Origin of the sequence: Sulfurimonas marina, assembly GCF_014905095.1 — a bacterium.
GTDB lineage: Bacteria > Campylobacterota > Campylobacteria > Campylobacterales > Sulfurimonadaceae > Sulfurimonas > Sulfurimonas marina.
Genome location: NZ_CP041165.1, coordinates 1660376 through 1679323, shown reverse-complemented (window position 1 = coordinate 1679323; position 18948 = coordinate 1660376). Strand labels below are relative to the sequence as shown.

The following is an 18948-nucleotide window of genomic DNA, read 5'->3' as shown; positions in this document are numbered from 1 at the left end:
AATTGGAATACAACGCTAAAAGTATTGAGCAAAAATGGCAAAACTATTGGAGAGAGAACGATAGTTTCGAGCCGAGTGAAGATTTCACAAAAGAGAAAAAATATATCCTTTCAATGTTCCCGTTCCCAAGTGGACGTTTACATATGGGACATGTAAGAAACTACTCTATTAGTGATGCTTTTGCACGTTATCACAGACAGCAAGGGAAAAACGTTCTTCACCCAATCGGATTTGACAGTTTTGGTATGCCTGCTGAAAATGCAGCTATCAAAAATAATGCAAACCCTAAAACTTGGACATACGACAATATCGATTACATGAAAAATGAGTTTTATTCACTCGGTTTTTCATTTTCTAAAAAACGTGAACTTGCAACTTCAGATGAACTTTATACGAAGTTTGAGCAAGCGTTCATTATCGATATGTATGAAAAAGGTCTTCTTTACCGTGAAAAAGGGATGCTAAACTGGTGTCCTCACGATCAAACTGTTCTTGCAAACGAGCAGGTAGTTGATGGATGTTGTTGGAGATGTGACACACCGATCGTAAAAAAAGATATGAATCAGTACTATTTTAAGATCACGGCATACGCTGATGAACTTTTAGCTGATCTTAAAAAGCTTGAGGGTGGCTGGCCGAAACAAGTTCTTACAATGCAGGAGAACTGGATAGGAAAATCTAACGGACTTGCGTTTGATCTATTCTTTGATGATGAATCAAAAGCTAAGTTAAACGGTGAATTTGAGAGCTTTGATGTTTTTACTACAAGACCTGATACTATTTACGGTGTAAGCTATACGGCACTGGCACCTGAGCATAAAATTGTTTCATATATGATCGAGAACAAACTTTTAAGCGATGAGAAAATTGCTGCGATCGAAGAGATGATCAATGCTTCAAACATAGACAGACAAAAAGAGAAAGCTGGTCTTTCACTTGATCTAAACGTTGTACATCCTCTAACTGGAAAGAAAATTCCTGTATGGATCGCAAACTTTGTTTTAATGGATTATGGTTCAGGTGCGGTTATGGCAGTACCAGCTCACGATGATCGTGACTATGAGTTTGCTACAAAATACGGCTTAGAGATTAATGCTGTTATTAAACCTTTTGAAGGCGAGTTAGAGTTAGATAAAAAAGCTTACACTGAAGTTGGTGAACTTTTTAACTCTGCAGAGTTTGACGGGTTGAATTCAAAAGAGTCTCAGGCAAAAATCATTGAGCATTTTGAAGCAAAAAATATCGGTAAAAAGACAACAAATTACAAGTTAAAAGACTGGGGTGTTTCACGTCAGAGATACTGGGGTGCACCTATTCCATTCATTCACTGTGACGATTGTGGTTTGGTGATGGAAGATAAAGCTAACCTTCCTGTTGCACTTCCTGAAGATGTTGAGATCACGGGTGAGGGTAACCCACTAGAGAAGCATCCGACGTGGAAACATTGTAAATGTCCAAAATGTGGAAAAGATGCAGTTCGTGAAACAGATACAATGGATACTTTCGTTGAGTCTAGCTGGTATTTCTTACGTTTCTGTGCATCTGAGTTAAACTGGGAAAAAGAAGCATTCTCGGCAGATCAGATCAAGTACTGGATGGGAGTTGATCATTACATCGGTGGTATCGAACACGCAATTTTACACCTTTTATATGCAAGATTTTTTACGAAAGTTTTCCGTGATTTAGGATACTTAGAGTTTGATGAACCGTTTGACAGACTACTTACTCAAGGGATGGTGCTTAAAGATGGTGCAAAAATGTCAAAATCTAAAGGTAACACGGTAGATCCAGATGAGCTGATCGCAAAATATGGAGCTGATACTGCAAGACTTTTCATCCTTTTTGCAGCACCGCCGACTCAAGAGTTAGAGTGGAACGACAGCGGGGTAGAGGGTGCGTTTAGATTTATTAAACGTTTTTACGAGAGATCAACAAACGTAGTAGCAACTGATACTATCCCGTCAATCGATCATGCGAGCCTTTCTAAAGAGGAAAAATTCGCACGTAAAAAAGTGTACGAGGCATTAAAACGTTCGGAAGAAGTTTATAACGAAAGATACACTTTTAACACTATGATCGCAGGTGTTATGGAAGCTATGAATGCTTTAAATGCACAAGAAAATTCTGATGTTTGGACGGAAGCTTACTGGATCTTTACATCTATTTTAGAGCCTGTAATTCCTCACACTAGTTGGGAGATTTCAGAGAAGTTCTTTAACCTGAATAACCTAAACGTACAAACAGTACTTGAAGAGGTATTTGTTGAAGACAGCATTACACTCGGTGTATCTGTAAACGGTAAAAACCGTGGAGAGATCGAAGTGGCAAAAGATGCAAGCAAAGAAGATATGCTCTTAGCCGCAAAAGAGGTTGTTGCTAAATGGCTAGAAGGTAAAGAGATCGTAAAAGAGATCGTAGTACCTAATAAGCTGGTAAATATTGTAATTAAAGGCTAAGTGTTTGAAAAAGTATTTGCTCTATTTAAGTATATTGTCACTATTTGTTCTGGGCTTAAATAGTTGTGGATACAAACCTAGCTCAAAATTTTCCCGTAGTGTGACGGGTGAAAAAATCTCCACAAGTGTAGAGATCTCAATGGTTGATCCCGAAAATACTGTGGTTATTAAAGATGCAGTAGATGCTGCCGTTGTGTCAGTATTTCATGCATCTTTAGTTGACAGAAAGTATGCCGATTCACATTTAACTATTAGAATGTCTGCACCTACATATACTCCGGTACAGTACAACAGTGACGGTTATGTTATTGCTTACCGTGCAAAGGTAAAACTCTTTATTACGAGAGAGACACAAAACGAAAGAAAAAAATATACATCTTACGGTACATACGATTTTAGTGTAGAACCAAATGCTATCATTACCGATCAAGAAAGATTTAACGCTATTAAATTGAGTGCTTCTAAAGCTATTACAGGCTTTATCGCAAAAGTTTCCGCAGAGGGATCTCTTAAAAAATAGGGAGAAGTGATGACAATACAAACGATCATAAACAATACGATCAAACGTTTGAAAGATGAAGGGAAACTTTTAACTCCCGATCATTACACTGAGGCTTTTTGTAAAGAAGCGAAAAAAGCAAATATGAGTATTGAAGATTGTGCCCATCTTGCAAGATACAAAGAGATGCTCAATAAAGAGCTGCAAAAAGATCTTCAAAACTACCGTCTTAATACTATGAATGAGTTTGTAAGGTTTTTAATCTCTAAGATAAACAGAACAAACAAAACATTATGTGCAGACACTTTAGAAGCGCAAACTCACCTGAGTAAAAGAATTTTACAAGTTATTGAGGTTTTACATAATAAAGAAGCAAGTGAGCTCGCACATAAAACTATCGATATGATGGAAAATGCTCCAAAGCCTGAACAACTTGATAACTACAGACAACGTTGGGTGAATTTTATCACTACTTATGACGATACTTTTTTACAAAAACTCAAATATCTCGGAGAACTTGATACCACTGATCTTAGAAAGTCAATAGAGAGTTTAAGGGAGCTTGATGCGAGTGTTCAAAATAGTGACGTTGATTTTGAAAAAATCTCCAAACTTCTTGTAGCGTCATTTGTACCTTCCATCGCATCAAGTGTAAACGACACGATAGCAGGGCTTAGCAATAGAATTATCTCCAATCCTGCACTTTTGGAAAATAGTGATATCGCTTCTGAGATTAAATCTGCAATTGCTCTTAGAATTGCTCTGGATAAAGAGAGTGTTAAAGAGATGATCGAATCTATTGACGGGGTTTTAGATAAACTCTCTATCCGTTTAATCGATATGATTGAAAAATCGGACAACTCAAATAATGAGATCCAGACAATTAAAAAAGAGTTAGAGTCTTACAACGAAAAAACAATCACTAACTTTACATTGGCACATAAAAAACTTTTTACGATCGCTGTGGCTTTGGAGAAAAATACCGCTACACTCAGTAGTGAACTCAAATCACACAATAGAAGTGTTTTGGAGATGAGCCAAAAGATCAAAGAGCTTGAAGACGAGCTTGAAAACGTAAAAAAAGAATCGAAAGAGGATTTTTTAACAAAACTCTATAACAAAAGAGCTTTAGATGAGTTCTTGGAGCTTAAAGAGGGTGAGTTTAAAAGGTATATGAGAAACTTTAGCATTGTTATGTTTGACCTTGACCACTTTAAGCAGGTTAATGATAACTTTGGGCATGAAGCGGGTGATGCAGTGCTGGGAGCCTTTGGAAAGATACTGAAAAAAGAGTGCAGAAACGTAGATATCATTGGGCGTTACGGCGGTGAAGAGTTTATGGCTATTTTAGGCGATACAGATCTAGAAGGTAGTGTGATCTTTGCCAACAAGGTACGTGAACATGTCGCAAGATCGAAGTTTATGTACAAGGGTGAGCGTATTGAAGTAACTGTGAGTGCGGGTGCTGCAGAGAGAAAAGATTATGTCTCTTTAAAAGATACGATAAACGATGCAGATAAACTTTTATATCTTGCTAAGAAAAACGGAAGAGACAGAGTGGAGTCAAAACAATAGTGTTACAACAGTTTTTAGAATCAAAACCGCTATATTATACAGAGATAGACTATACGCGTATGCCACGTGCCTACAAGTCTATAAAAGAGCAGGTAAAAATCCCTAAAATTATCCATTTAATCGGAACTAACGGAAAAGGGACAACGGGGCGTTTTTTAGCTACGGCTTTACATAAAAGCGGTAAAAAAGTTCTCCATTATACATCGCCCCATATTTTAAAGTTTAACGAGCGTATTTGGATTGAGGGACAAGATATAAGTGACGAGTATTTAGATTCACTGCATATAAAGCTCCAAAAGCTTCTAGATAAAGAGTTTATAGATACTCTGAGCTATTTCGAATACACAACGTTCCTTGCTCTTTTAGCTGCATCAGATTGTGAATATCTGGTGCTTGAAGCGGGTCTTGGCGGTGAGCATGATGCAACATCAGTATTTCCAAATATTTTAACCCTTGTAACTCCGATCGATAAAGATCATGAAGCTTTTTTGGGAAATACAATAAACTCTATCGCTACAACTAAATTAAAAGCGGTACAAACGAAAGCTATTTTGGCTAAACAGAAACATACTGAGGTGTATGATGTCGCAAGGAAGCTCGCATGTGAGAACTGCTTTGAAGTGAAAAAAGTTGAAGATTATATAACCTCAGAAGATAAAGAGAAGATCGACTCCTTTGCCAAAGAGAATAACTTAGCAAGCTACTTGGTTGATAATCTCTCTTTAAGTATCGCTGCGTTAAAAGAGCTTGGAATCGAGTACAATGTAAATCACTTTAAAAACGGAAAGCTTTTTGGAAGACTCACACGCTTAGCAGATAATATTTTGGTTGACGTGGGGCATAATGCTTTAGCTGCAGAATCTATTGCAAAAAGTTTAAAAGGTTCAAAATATACTTTAGTGTATAATAGCTACAAAGATAAAGATTACAGAAATATTTTAGAGATTTTAAAACCGATAATTCAAGAGGTATTGCTCATTGATGTTGATGATCAAAGAATTGAAGAAAAAGAAAAAATAGAAGCTGTCTTAGAAACTTTTACAATCCCATATAAAAAATTTGAAACACTCGAGAGTGAACGTTCATATCTTGTATTTGGTTCATTTAGCGTAGTGGAGGCATTTTTAAAGGTGTATCGTGAATAAACATTTTACTATAACGATTCATGACGATAACGGTGTACGACAATTTAATCTTCATAAATTTGTAAAAAAAGCGCTCTATTATGCAGCGATTTTTTTACTGACATTGGCGATGATTGCAGTAGCTACAATCTTATATCTAAACAGTGCAGTTGACTCGATGCAGATGAAAAAAGATGGAATTGAAAAGGCATATAAAGAGTTAGAGGTGCAAAACTCTGAACTTTTATCGAGTATGCAAGAGACACAAAAGTCTTTACATGTAAAAAAGCAGGAGTTAGAAGAGCTCTCTGATTCACTTACAGAGATTGAGCAGATGATAGGGCTTAAACCTATTAATGAAGAGAGTTTAGAAGAGAGGGTAAGTTTGGCAAAACTTAGCTCTTCACAACGCTTAACACTGTTAAATCTTCTCCCTAGCGGTTCACCGATTGAATATAAAGGGATTACAAGTAAGTATGGCTATAGAATCCATCCAACTTTAAACAGAAAAGAGTTTCACAGGGGAACTGACCTAAAAGCACCAATGAATACAGCAATTTATGCAACTGCTGATGGAGTTGTAGAGTGGGCAGGTATGCATAAAAGCAGTGGCTATGGAAGGCTTATTATTCTTGAACATGTGTATGGATTTAAGTCTTACTTCGGACATTTAAATAAAATTGTGATAAAATCCGGTCAATTTGTAAAAAAAGGGCAATTAATCGGCTATACTGGCAACTCAGGTATGAGTAACGGTCCCCATTTACATTATGAGATTCGTTTTATACACAGGGTTTTAAATCCATACTATTTTATTAAATGGACACAACAAAACTACAACGAAATTTTTGATAAGGAGAAAAAAGTTCCATGGCAATCTTTAATAACAGCGACGTCCCGGATAACATATCAACCGATTCTAACACAACCATCATCACAACTGGCGCAAAAATAAAAGGGGAGTTAGAACTCTCTTGCAATCTATATATAGATGGTATTTTAGAAGGTAATATAAACTCAACAAAAGAAGTAAATGTTGGGAAAAACGGTCACATAAAAGGTGAAATAGTTACCGAAAGACTTGTTGTTCAAGGATTTGTTGAAGGCACTATTGATGCACAAAGAGTTGAGATTAAAGCTGCAGGACATGTAAGCGGTGAGATCAAGTCAAGTGAATTAGTGATTGAAGCTAAGGGAATTTTTGAAGGAAACTCGATCATAAAAAATGACGCAACTATATAACTATTTTAAAACTTCTAAGGGTGATTTAGAAGTTTTAGTCTGTGAAGACCTCAAAGAATCACATGAGTTAGAGAGTGTAGCAAAGTTCTTTAATCAAGATGTGTTAGTCTTCCCGGATTTTCGTGCCGCACGTGGTGATGATCTGCGTTCTTACAAAGAGGAGCTCCAAGAGCTTTTAAATAAGCTGCGACTCTATTACGGTGCGAAAAAAAAGCCTCTTGTTATCTCTCCGCTTAAAACTTTACTATTTGAACTTCCTAAAGCAGAGTATTTAGACTCTTTAAAACTTGAGTTCGGCGGTGAAATAGATCTGAATTCATTTAAAGAGACGATGCTGCATTGGGGCTATACCTTTGTAGATATGGTGCAGGTTGAAGGGGAGATCTCTCACCGTGGAGATATTCTCGATATATTCATCCCCTCTACAAGCAATCCTATCAGAATTTCTCTTTTTGATGTCGAAATTGAACAGATAAAAGAGTTTGATCTTGATACTCAGAGAACTACAGGGGAGGAGTTAGATTCTATAGAGGTTAGCAGTGCCTTTTTTGCCCTTGATGAACAAAAGTTCAATGAGCTAAACGAGAAGATTGAAAACAGCGAGTATGATGCGCTCTCTCGTGATATAGCTTCACTTGGTTTTTGGCATCTTGATGAGATGGCTGAGAACTTTTTAGAAAATAAAAAAGTGAAACTCTCACGTAACTTAGATGACCTGCTTAAAGATGCTTACGGTATTAACAATCCGACTATCTCCAGAGCATGTTTTGAGCTTGAGCTCTTAGAAGAAAACGATGATATAAAAGAACTTGTAGTTGCCGATGTGACACAACTGCTAAAAGTTCATAAAGAGAAAAAGATCACTATTATCGCGGCAAACAAAGCAACGATCAAACAAGCAGGGATTTACGATACAACAAACATAAATATTGTTGAAGCGCCTTATATATTAAATGTAATTACACCTGATGAGGTGGTAATATCTCTAAACAAACCTGATAAAAAGCGCCGTCGCCGTAAAAGCTCTATTTTACTTGATGACCTAAAAGCGGGTGATTATGTAGTTCATGAAGAGTACGGTGTAGGTATCTTTGAGAAGATCGAACAAGCAGAAATACTTGGCGGTGTAAAAGATTTTGTCGTAATCAAGTATGTGGGTGATGACAAGATCCTTTTACCTGTTGAGAACTTGGATTACATTGACCGCTACATTGCAAGCGGTGGGGGTGTTCCGGTACTCGATCGTCTTGGTAAAGGAAGTTTCGGAAAACTCAAAGAGAAAGTTCGTAAACGTCTTTTAGAGATTGCAGGTCAGATTGTAAATATTGCTGCAGCTCGTGCCCTTATTAAAGCACCGAAAATCTCAATAGATCAAAAAACCTTAAAAGAGTTTCAAGCACTCAGCGGATTTGAATATACAGATGATCAAACGCAGTCAATCAATGAGATTATCTCACAGATGTCAAGCGGAAAAATCATGGATAGACTTTTAAGCGGGGATGTAGGTTTTGGGAAAACGGAAGTCGCACTCAATACTATCTATGCTGCGTATAAGTCAGGATATCAATCGGCTTTTATTGTTCCGACTACACTACTTTCTTCACAGCACTTTAGAAGTTTGGATGAACGTTTTCATGATCTTGGAATCCGTTATGCAAAGCTTGACCGTTTTGTATCTACAAAAGATAAAAACAACATCATCAAAGCGCTTGCAAGCGGTGACCTTGACTGTGTAGTGGGTACACATGCACTTTTTGGTTTAGAGTTTAAAAGCCTAGGTGTGGTAATTGTAGATGAGGAACACAAGTTCGGTGTAAAACAAAAAGAGAAGATTAAAGAGCTGTACCATAATGTGCATATGCTCTCTATGTCTGCAACTCCAATTCCAAGATCGCTTAATCAGGCGCTGAGTTCGATCAAAACTATGTCTCAGCTCTTAACGCCTCCGAGTGAGCGTCAGGGTGTCCGTACCTTTGTTAAAGAGTATGACGAGAAGCTGATCAAAGAGGTAATACTTCGTGAGCTTCGCCGTGGTGGACAGGTGTTTTACGTTCATAACTCGATTGATCATATGCCGATCAAGATGGGTGAGATTAAAGCGATTTTACCTGACCTTCGTATATTGATGTTGCACTCAAAAATTTCGGCAGTTCAGACCGAAAAGGAACTACTGAAGTTTGAAGCGGGCGAGTACGATATGATGATCGCCACTTCAATTATTGAGAGTGGTATCCATATGCCTAGAGTAAATACGATCATTGTTGATGGTGCTGATCGTTTCGGTATAGCAGATCTGCACCAGCTTCGCGGACGTGTAGGGCGTGGGCATATTGAAGGGTTTGCTTACTTTATCGTAGAGAACAAAGAGAAGCTTACAGATGAGGCGAAAAAACGTCTCTTAGCACTAGAGTCTAACTCATTCCTAGGAAGCGGTTCAGTACTGGCTCACCACGATTTAGAGATTCGTGGGGGCGGAAACTTGGTTGGTGATGCACAAAGCGGACATATTAAAAATATCGGTTACTCTCTCTATCTTAGAATGTTGGAAGATGCTATTAAAGAACTGAGCAATACGGTTGACGATAAGAAAATGAAAGTGGATATCAAGCTTACAATCTCTGCGTATCTTTCAGAAGATATTGTTCAAGAAGACCGTCTTCGTCTTGATATCTACAGACGTCTGTCACAGTGTGAAGAGGCTGTTGAGATCTATGAGATCGAAGAGGAACTTATAGATAGATTCGGAGAGCTTGATATCCCAACGAAACAGTTTATAGAGATGATGGTTATCAAACTTTTAGCATTAGAGAAAAAGATAAAAACTATTATGAATTACGGGCAAAATATTACGTTTACATATCTAAACGATTCTAAAGAAACGATCAAATCTGATTCTAAAGATGATGACGACATAATTAAAGCGACACTCTTTTATTTAAGAAACAATAAACCAAAGGTATTATAAAAATGAAAATAGCATTTATCGGAGATATCATCGGACGCCCGGGGCGTGATATGATTCAAAAACACCTGCCGAAAATAAAAGAGGAGTACGGTGTTGATTTTGTTATAGCAAACTATGAAAATGCTTCTCACGGGTTTGGCCTAACGACTAAAAACTGTGGAGAGTTATTCTCTTTCGGTGTAGATGTTATGACGGGCGGAAACCATACTTGGGATAAAAAAGATATTCTTCCATTACTTGAAGAGGATAATCTGCTTCGTCCAGATAACTATCCTGAAGGTGTTGTAGGGACTGGATGTGGAGTGTATGATGTCAGTGGAGAGAAACTTGCAGTATTAAACATTATGGGTCACTATGGTATGCCGTATGTCGATAATGCATTTCGCTGTGCACAAAAAAGAGTTGAAGAGCTGCACGATAAAGGTATTAAAAATATCTTTGTAGATTTTCATGCCGAAGCTACAAGTGAAAAACGTGCCATGATGATGTTGCTTCAAGGCAAAGTAAGTGGTATAATTGGGACACATACACATGTAAGCAGTGATGATTTTCAGATCGCAAACAATACGGCATATTTGACGGATATGGGTCTGACAGGATGTCGTGACAATGTGATAGGAATGGATGCTAAACAACCTTTAAAGCAGTTTCTAACAGGTTTAAAAGGGCATTTTGATATACCGAAAAAGTGTAAAAAGATTTTACAAATTGCGATTATGGATCTTAATGACGGAAAGTGTATAGAGGCTTTCAAACTGAAAGTTTTTGATAATGGCAATGTGATCAAAACAGATGCGTGGATCGAAGAATAAAGGAAAGTAATGTCTGCAAATATTGTTATCGTTGAAGATGAAGAAGATTTATTAGAACTCTTAGAATACACTCTGCAAAAAGAGGGATATGAGACGATAGGCTTCTTAAATACAAAAACAGTTGCACAAATCCTTGAGGAAGAGGAGATCGATCTTCTGATCATGGATAGAAACCTTCCTGGAGTGGAGGGGAGTGAATTTGTTGAAGAACTTCGATATGACGGTATAGACGTGCCTGTAATCTTTTTAAGTGCAAAAGATAAAGATGAGGATGTTGAAGAGGGGTTTGTACGCGGAGGGGATGATTACCTGACAAAACCTTTCAATATGAAAGAGCTTCTTTTACGTGTAAAATCAATCCTCAAACGTACATCGAAAAAAGTATCGGAAGGGAAACTCTCATACAGAGATATGGTTCTTGATAAGAGTACTAGAGAGTTGAAGGTTGACGGGAAAAACGTTGAGGTTACAAAACTGGAGTTTGATCTTTTATGTGAGTTTATTACAAACAAAAACTCTGTACTTGATCGAGATTATCTTCTTGAAAACGTATGGCAGGATTCTCAAAACTATCAGTACAAAACGGTTAATGTTGCGATTAATAGACTTAAAGAGAAGATAGATCCGGATAAAACAAAAGATTACATCCAAACGGTTCGCGGAGTAGGTTACAAACTATGTTAAGTATCAAAAATAGAATCTATATGCACTTTTTTATTATCGTAAGTGCTATATTTATTATTATTGGACTTATTTTAAAATACACGCTTGTAGATACAGAGCTGCCGAAAGATTTTTGGTTCTCATACTTTGAACTTGTTTTTATTTTGTATGTGGTGAGTTACTATATACTTAAAAAGTTTGTCTTTAAACTCGATAAAGATATAAATGCACTTATCAAATATCTCGAAGAGTTAAACGACAAAAACTACGATGCTCATCTTGAGATTCACCACAATTTGGAGTTCTTAAAAATCTCACTCCTTTTAAAAAACCTTGTGAAAAGACTATATAAGAAGAAGTAGTTAAATCTTCGACTGAATAGTCACTTTCTTCGCTTCAAAAAGTTCTATTGCTTTTTGTACCATCGGCTCTTGCGTAATGTCCGTGCCGTTTACTTCATCTTGGCGTGAAGGCTCATCACAGTTTGTCACACAACTTGCACTTCCACCCATCTCTATATCTGCAGTTGTTGAACCGCTTTGCGGTGCTTCTTGGTATGCAGCCTCTTGCATCGGAGGTGGAGTTTGTATAGTTTGTTGTTGTGCTTCATTAGCCTGGAACTCTTGACGAGGAGCCTCTTGTGGTTCAGGAGCTTCTTGAACCTGTGGAGCAGGTTCTTCTTTAACTTCCTCTACCGGTTTGCTACAGGCTATCCCCTTGATTTGAGTTTCAAAACTAAACGTTTCACGCACAAGTTGTTTGATTACCGAGTAGCCGTGCTTGAGAAGTTTTTTACACTCTTCATTTGCACAACTTTCCCAAGTAAGTACATTGTCCTCGTAAGATATAAAGGTGATGTTCTTTTTAAAACATTCTCCAAGCTCGTAATTGCGATCGGCAATAGCAGCTACAAGTGTGTCAAACTGTTCTTGATGTGGATTTACCACGGCAGCAGGTGCTGGTTCCTCTACTATCTCTTCTTGTACGGTTTGCGGCTCTTGAATTTCTTGTTGCGGAGCTTGTGGTTCCTCTTGTATATGTTGTTGTACTTGCGGTTGCGGCTGTTCTACTTGAGTAGCCATTTCAGGTGTAGTGCTTTGCATTTTAATGCTTGCAAGTGAGATATTCTCTTTTGGAACCTCTTTTTCAAATGACTCGATCATCTGATCGATCTCTTGGATTTTTAACGCTTCGATCATTTTAAAGAAGATCATAGAAAGTACAAAAGAACCATCTGCATTAATGCTAAAGAGGTACTTTGATTCACTTAAAATTCTAAAAAATCTGTCAAGTACAAGTGTTGAGAAAAGAGCATCATGATTGTACATCTTCTCTTTTAGGTATGCGATCAGCTCATCAACAACCATCTCACTGTCATAATCTTCAAGAACTTTTGTAAGCTCTACAAGTTTTGCATAGTCTTTCGTAAAAACTGCATTGAAAAGCTGTGCGATAAATTGAGGATCAACAAGGCCGAGCATATCTGTAACTGTTGGGATATCTACATGGCTTTTAGAGTAGATGATAGCTTGATCAAGAAGTGTAAGAGTATCACGAAGTGAACCGCTTCCACTGCGGGCTAAAATCTCTAAAGCATCGTGCTCATAGGCAATACCTTCTAAGTTCAAGATATGTACAAGGTGTTCTGTAATCTTGTTTGTCGCAATGCTTTTAAAACGGAAGTGTTGCGTACGGCTTAAAATAGTTGCCGGAAGCTTTAGCGGGTCAGTTGTTGCCAAAATGAATTTTACATATTCTGGTGGCTCTTCAAGTGTTTTTAGAAGGGCGTTAAATGCCTCTTTTGTCAGCATATGCACTTCATCGATAATAAAAATTTTATAACGCGCTACGGCAGGGCGGTATTTTGTCTGCTCGATCAGATCACGGATATCATCGATCTTACGGCTTGAAGCCCCATCCATCTCAATGATGTCCATATGGCGGTTTTCAATAGCCATGGTACAGTTTTCACAGTTGCCGCAAGGGTGATGAGAAACTCCCTGCTCACAGATAAGTGCTTTTGCAAAGATACGTGCAGTTGAAGTTTTACCGCTTCCTCTTAGACCTGAGAAAAGGTATGCGTGTGAAAGGCGGTTTGAGTCGAGTGCGAGTGAGAGGGTTTGGGCAATCGTATCTTGCCCGATAAGCTCGTCAAAGTTCTTTGGACGATATTTTCTCGCTAATACTTCAGATGTTTCTTTCACACTTTTCTCCGCTTTTATAGATAGAGAGATTTTAGCATTTAAAGTGTTAAAAGAAGATTATTGAAGTGTTATAGTTTAGCGACGCTTTCTTTAAATAAATTTCCGCGGTGAGCATAAGATTGAAACTCATCTAAACTTGCTGCAGCAGGGGAAAGTAGGGCTACTTGGTCTTTTTGCAGTGCTTGATCTATAGCACTTACCGCATCTACCAAATCTCTACATTTATGCGATGGAATATTGTATTTTTGTGCAAGTGTCATAAGTTTATCTTTGTTTGAACCGATTGCATAAACTTTAAGATTTTTCCCCTGTAAAAATTCAAAAAGTTCACTAAGATCTACACCTTTGTCATCACCGCCTAAAATAAGGTGGATAAACTGATCTTCATAGCGTTTTACAGCTGCAATCGTAGCATCTAAGTTTGTCGCTTTTGTATCGTTTACCCAGAGGCGTTTATGGGCATCGTAAAATTCTTCCTGGCGATGTGGATCGAGCACAAACGAGTTGATCTTGTCATACTCTATACGATCAAAAAGCACTTTGTCAACCGCCATCGCCAAAAGAGCATCCATTAAGAATGCCCCTTTGAAGTTTACTCTCTCTTTATCAATGCCGAATTTCTCAGCCAGATCGGCTTCGTTTTTATATGTGATGATATTTGCCGCACTTGCGTACTCTTTATAAGCTTCCGGGATAATAGCCGTAGAGCCTTTCTTCATCATTTTTAGAGGCTTGAGTTTTGCATCTATGTACTCTTGCATGCTTCCGTGCCAAGAGAGATGATCAGGGCTAAGAGGTAGAAGTATGTAGATATTTGGTGTAGCTTCATTTGTGTAGTGCATAGTAAAAGAGCTAGTTTCAAGTATCCAGATCGGAGCTTTTGTATCAAGCGAGCCAAGCGGTGTACCGATGTTTCCGCCAGCTACACTTTTTTTGTCCTCTAAAAGATGCTGTGTCATCTGTGTAGTTGTTGTTTTACCGTTTGTTCCGCTGATCCAAATTTTTAGATTCATCACATCTTTGAAGTAGTCGTATTCGCTGATAAGATTTTTTGCACTCTTTATGAGCGGATGGTGCGGAGGCATTCCCGGTGAAGGGATCTCTAAGTCAGAAAAGTCGGGATTAAATTCGCTTGATGGGCGGATGAGACGTTTCTCCTCATCAAAGTAAGGTTCTTTTACATTATCATCATAAAAGATAGAGTTTTTTATTTGCAGCCCTAAGGGTTTTGTGGTTACACCGTAACCAAAGAGAGAGACTCTTTTCATAGTTCCAGCCATTTATTTGCAATTTTTCTAAGTGCTTCAGGATTTTCCGATGCAAAAAATTTGAGTGTCGGCTCAGGATATTTTTTGCTTAGATCAAATCTTTGATTTAAGTATTCTACGATCGCATCACCTGAGTGGATAAGTTTCGTATTTTCACCGAAATGGTTTTGCAGTTCCTCTGCGATAAGTGGAAAGTGTGTACAGCCGAGGATCAAAGCATCGGGAGATGATACATCTTTAAAATAGTGTTTCATTGTCTCGGCTAAAATAGTGCTGTTGTTTAGTTCCTCTTCAACGATAGGTACAAACAGAGGTGTTGCAAGTGAGTTGATGTTTGTATAGGAGAGGTTTGTTAAGCCGTTTTCATATGCTTTTGAGTTCACAGTCGCTTTTGTTCCTAAAACTAAAACATTTGCGTCTTTGTTTTCAAGTATGTTTGCACAAGCTAGTACGCCAGCTTCAACTACACCGATAACGGGACAAGATGCTGTTTCGTTCATCTCGTTTAAAGCATAAGCACTGACTGTATTACAAGCTACTACGATCATATCTAGATCGAAGTTTTTGAACATCTCAACCGCTTCGATTCCGTAGCGGATAATAGTGTTTTTATCTTTTGAACCGTAAGGGACACGAGCCGTATCGCCATAGTATACGATCTCTTCAAAAAGTTGGTGTTTAAGCAGCGATTTTACAACCGTTAGTCCACCAATACCACTGTCAAATACACCAACTTTCATACTCTTTGTCCTTACTTATCTGTATTCATACTCTCTAAAAACTCAGCATTTGTCTCTTTTTTACCCATAGTTGTGTAGATAAATTTAAGAGCTTCAACCTCATTATCTTGTTTATGAAGCATTTGGCGAAGGATAAATACTTTTTGTAAAGTATCTTTACCGATAAGAAGATCATCTTTACGAGTACCAGATTTAAGGATGTCGATTGCTGGGAAGATACGTCTGTCTGCAATTTTTCTATCAAGAACAACTTCACTATTACCAGTACCTTTGAACTCTTCGAAGATAACTTCATCCATACGGCTTCCAGTGTCAATCAGGGCTGTTGCAACGATCGTTAAACTTCCGCCGTTTTCGATGTTACGAGCAGCACCGAAGAATCTTTTTGGTTTATGTAAAGCATTTGCGTCTACACCACCAGAAAGTACTTTACCACTTGAAGGTGTAACAGTATTGTATGCACGAGCAAGACGAGTGATTGAGTCAAGGAGTATTACTACGTCACGACCAAGCTCAACGCGACGTTTAGCTTTTTCGATTACCATCTCTGCAACTTTAACATGGTTTTTTGCAGGCATATCGAAAGTTGAACTATATACTTCACCTTTAACGCTACGCTCCATATCAGTTACCTCTTCAGGTCTCTCATCAACTAGAAGTACCATTAGGTCAACTTCTGCATGGTTTGCAGTGATACCGTGAGCAATCTCTTTTAAAAGTTCCGTTTTACCTGAACGTGGAGGTGCAACGATAAGACTTCTTTGCCCTTTACCGATCGGAGCAAAAAGGTCCATCATACGACCTGTAAAACCTTTTTCTTTGTACTCAAGTTTTAATTGTTCTTGCGGGTAAAGAGGAGTTAAGTTGTCAAAAAGTGGACGTTTTTTAGATTCTTCCGGTGGAAGTGAGTTTACAGCTTCTATTTTAATAAGTGCGTAGTATCTTTCTTGATCTTTTGGAGGACGAACCTGACCAGTTACTACGTCTCCGTTTCTTAATGCAAAACGGCGGATTTGTGTGTTTGATACGTAAGCATCATTGATTGATTCGTTAAAAGATTTATCAATAGAACGGATGAAACCGTATCCATCTTGCATAATCTCGAGTATTCCACTAAAGAGGATATATCCCCCTTGAGCAGTTTGTGCTTTTAAGATCTCAAAAATAACATCCTGACGTTTAAGTTCATTTGGATGTTCAACACCAAGTTCCGTAGCGAGTGTTACTAAGTCTTCAATACTTTTAGTACGTAACTCTTCAACACTAGAACCGCTTACAGGAGTATGTGTTCTTTTTGAATTATTAGTTTTGTTATTTGTTTTTGTTTTACGGGGTTGTGATTGAGTGTTTTCGCTCATGAAAAGTCTACCTTGATTTTTTGGGATTGTTATGTGAGAAAGATTTAAGATAAGAAGCGTATCTTTTATTTAATGGTGTAATTTTACAATATTACAGCATCTAAAGTCAAGTTTTTAAGTTTGCGATGCCGTCAACGACACTTGAGATCTCTACTTTCGCTTCACTTAAAGTTTTTTGCGTACGCTCTGCGAGTTTTCTTACTTCATCAGCTACTACGGCAAATCCGCGTCCGTGCTCACCGGCACGTGCAGCTTCGATAGCGGCATTAAGAGCTAAGAGATTTGTCTGTTCTGCAATGTCGGCAATAGTATCTAAAATTGAATTGATATCTTGGCTCTGATGTTGCACGTTTATTAGTCTTTCATCAAATGCCGCATTTTCTTGATCTAAGTTTTCTTGTTGTGTTTTGTAGTTTTCAAGATCATAAACTATACTCTCTTTTTCTTCTTGAAGTGCTTGGAGTTGAGTATTCATCTCCTCTATCTGAGTTTCAAGTGTACTTTTTTCTTGAGAAAATTGTTGCTTTAGCTCTTCTAGTTTTTTGTTAAAAGAACTTTCCGCGGAATTGAGCTTACTTTTTTGGTTTTCCAGTTCAGAAATATATGAAGAGTTACTGTTTTGAAGTTCGTTAATACGTGCTTCAAGTTGTTGGTTCTCTTTTGCAAGCTCTTGTGCTAAAAGGTTCTCTTTTACTTGGACTTCTTTTGGGGCTTTGTTTTTTGAACTAAATACAAAGGCTGTGATAAAACCTATCATTAAAGAGATAATGGAAGCAATAACTGCATCGAGCCAAGAGTTCTCTTTTATCATTTTATCTTTGTAAACAATTTTCTCTTTATAAACCACTTTTTCATTTTGAGTGTTTTGGTCTTGAATAAGCTTCTTTGCATCTTCATTGATCTTTATATAAAGTTCTTTGATCTCGTTAAGTTTCGTGCTCTCTATTTTGTTTTCCAGGTTTGAAAGGTTGCTGAGTGTTTTGATGCGTATATCTTCTAACGAGTTAACTTTTGTCTCATCAACGCTGAGTGCCGAAGTGATCTTGTCGTGTGTTGAGAGGATGAGATAGTATAAAGAGACTTTCTCTTCTGTACTTAAACTCGGTGAAATGGCGTCTATTTTTGTATTGAGTGTTTTATAGTTCTCCTCAATCTCTGAAGAAAAAAGGCTTGCTGTAAATAAAAGTATAAATAGTATATTTTTCATACCTTATGATACAGCAAATTTTATACCAGTTTTTAGAGTTCCAGAGGGGTTGTCTTCCAGCTTATAAATGCCCATGAAAAAGGTTTGGGATGTTTTTGTTCTTTAGCGATAAAGTGCTCATAGTACTCTTTTGCTTTTTCCTCTTCAGCTTCCGTAAGAGAGCCGAAACTCCAACGGAGAGATTCGACAAAGCTCTCTTTTGTATAGCTTTTTATACTCCCTTTAGTTGCAATATAGTCGATCTTTGCAAGATACTGTTTTGTGTAAAGAATAAGGGGAATATACCAATAATCCGGTTTTTGCACAATCGGCTTTTGAATATAGTTGACAATATCCATATCAACATAGCTCCCGCCAACTTTATATGTCAGATAACATGCTTTTTTTGCAATATAGCTCATCTTAAAGAGAGCACTTTGCATATCACTCACCTCCATGCTTCGTGAAGCAACGGCAATATCGATGTCTGGTAAAAACGACCAGTCGTCATCCCATCCTATATGATAGGTAGAAATATTCTCTATTCCCTCTTTTTTTGCATATTTTTCAAGCTCTTCAAGCATAGATTTAGAAAAATCGATCGCTATGACGTGTTTTGCTTTTTTTGCCAGAGGAATAGCTAAAGTACCTGGGCCACATCCGATATCTAAGATCACATCATTTGGGTCTATCTCCATTTTCGAGATAAACTCGTCGACATACGCCGACTTTTGCATAGAGGGGGCTAACTCTTTTGACTTTTTATCCCATTCATTATGATCTTTTCCTTTAAAGATGGTGCTTTTTTTATGATTAACATACATCTGAGCAAAATCTATCGGTTCTAAAAACATTT

At 37.7% G+C, this 18948-nt stretch carries 16 protein-coding genes; 10 read left to right on the top strand and 6 right to left on the bottom strand.

The window, feature by feature from the left end:
- The first annotated feature begins 2 nt into the window (after positions 1 to 2).
- Genes leuS through FJR03_RS08515 form a run of 10 tightly spaced genes read left to right on the top strand, consistent with a single transcriptional unit; the run spans position 3 to position 11698 of the window.
- Complete coding sequence (leuS, locus tag FJR03_RS08560) at positions 3 to 2456, top strand: leucine--tRNA ligase (RefSeq protein ID WP_193113099.1); 2454 nt, start codon at positions 3 to 5, stop codon at positions 2454 to 2456.
- Between the two features lie 4 nt (positions 2457 to 2460).
- On the top strand, positions 2461 to 2976 hold the full coding sequence (locus tag FJR03_RS08555; protein ID WP_193113098.1) for a hypothetical protein: 516 nt from the start codon (positions 2461 to 2463) through the stop codon (positions 2974 to 2976).
- A gap of 9 nt (positions 2977 to 2985) precedes the next feature.
- A complete protein-coding gene (locus FJR03_RS08550; RefSeq protein ID WP_193113097.1) occupies positions 2986 to 4530 on the top strand; it encodes a GGDEF domain-containing protein in 1545 nt (514 codons plus the stop codon).
- Entirely contained in the window at positions 4530 to 5675 is a 1146-nt protein-coding gene (locus tag FJR03_RS08545) for a bifunctional folylpolyglutamate synthase/dihydrofolate synthase (protein WP_347402100.1), read from the top strand. The genes FJR03_RS08550 and FJR03_RS08545 overlap by 1 nt, the downstream gene beginning before the upstream one ends.
- Positions 5668 to 6609 (top strand): M23 family metallopeptidase, encoded by a 942-nt coding sequence (locus tag FJR03_RS08540; protein ID WP_193113096.1) that lies wholly within the window; start codon positions 5668 to 5670, stop codon positions 6607 to 6609. The genes FJR03_RS08545 and FJR03_RS08540 overlap by 8 nt, the downstream gene beginning before the upstream one ends.
- Positions 6525 to 6896: a bactofilin family protein gene (locus FJR03_RS08535; RefSeq protein WP_193113095.1), complete on the top strand. Its 372-nt coding sequence runs from the start codon at positions 6525 to 6527 to the stop codon at positions 6894 to 6896. Before FJR03_RS08540 ends, FJR03_RS08535 begins: the two co-directional genes overlap by 85 nt.
- Positions 6880 to 9861: a transcription-repair coupling factor gene (mfd, locus tag FJR03_RS08530; protein WP_193113094.1), complete on the top strand. Its 2982-nt coding sequence runs from the start codon at positions 6880 to 6882 to the stop codon at positions 9859 to 9861. The genes FJR03_RS08535 and mfd overlap by 17 nt, the downstream gene beginning before the upstream one ends.
- A gap of 2 nt (positions 9862 to 9863) precedes the next feature.
- A complete protein-coding gene (locus tag FJR03_RS08525) occupies positions 9864 to 10673 on the top strand; it encodes a TIGR00282 family metallophosphoesterase (protein WP_193113093.1) in 810 nt (269 codons plus the stop codon).
- Positions 10674 to 10682: 9 nt separating this feature from the next.
- On the top strand, positions 10683 to 11357 hold the full coding sequence (locus FJR03_RS08520) for a response regulator transcription factor (RefSeq protein WP_193113092.1): 675 nt from the start codon (positions 10683 to 10685) through the stop codon (positions 11355 to 11357).
- Positions 11351 to 11698 (top strand): hypothetical protein, encoded by a 348-nt coding sequence (locus FJR03_RS08515; RefSeq protein WP_193113091.1) that lies wholly within the window; start codon positions 11351 to 11353, stop codon positions 11696 to 11698. The genes FJR03_RS08520 and FJR03_RS08515 overlap by 7 nt, the downstream gene beginning before the upstream one ends.
- Here the strand turns inward: FJR03_RS08515 and FJR03_RS08510 are convergent, their stop codons facing one another.
- The 6 genes from FJR03_RS08510 to FJR03_RS08485 form a co-directional block, all read right to left on the bottom strand.
- Complete coding sequence (locus FJR03_RS08510) at positions 11699 to 13540, bottom strand: DNA polymerase III subunit gamma/tau (protein ID WP_193113090.1); 1842 nt, start codon at positions 13538 to 13540, stop codon at positions 11699 to 11701.
- 68 nt (positions 13541 to 13608) lie between these two features.
- Positions 13609 to 14808, bottom strand: coding sequence for a UDP-N-acetylmuramoyl-L-alanine--D-glutamate ligase (murD, locus tag FJR03_RS08505; RefSeq protein ID WP_193113089.1), 1200 nt, complete (start codon positions 14806 to 14808; stop codon positions 13609 to 13611).
- Complete coding sequence (gene murI, locus FJR03_RS08500) at positions 14805 to 15548, bottom strand: glutamate racemase (protein WP_193113088.1); 744 nt, start codon at positions 15546 to 15548, stop codon at positions 14805 to 14807. The genes murD and murI overlap by 4 nt, the downstream gene beginning before the upstream one ends.
- An 11-nt stretch (positions 15549 to 15559) precedes the next feature.
- The gene (gene rho, locus FJR03_RS08495; protein WP_193113087.1) at positions 15560 to 16906 is read right to left on the bottom strand and encodes a transcription termination factor Rho; all 1347 of its coding nucleotides are present in this window, start codon (positions 16904 to 16906) and stop codon (positions 15560 to 15562) included.
- Between the two features lie 106 nt (positions 16907 to 17012).
- Positions 17013 to 18113 (bottom strand): methyl-accepting chemotaxis protein, encoded by a 1101-nt coding sequence (locus FJR03_RS11810; RefSeq protein ID WP_283949390.1) that lies wholly within the window; start codon positions 18111 to 18113, stop codon positions 17013 to 17015.
- A gap of 32 nt (positions 18114 to 18145) precedes the next feature.
- Positions 18146 to 18946 (bottom strand): class I SAM-dependent methyltransferase, encoded by an 801-nt coding sequence (locus FJR03_RS08485; RefSeq protein ID WP_193113086.1) that lies wholly within the window; start codon positions 18944 to 18946, stop codon positions 18146 to 18148.
- Positions 18947 to 18948: the final 2 nt, after the last annotated feature.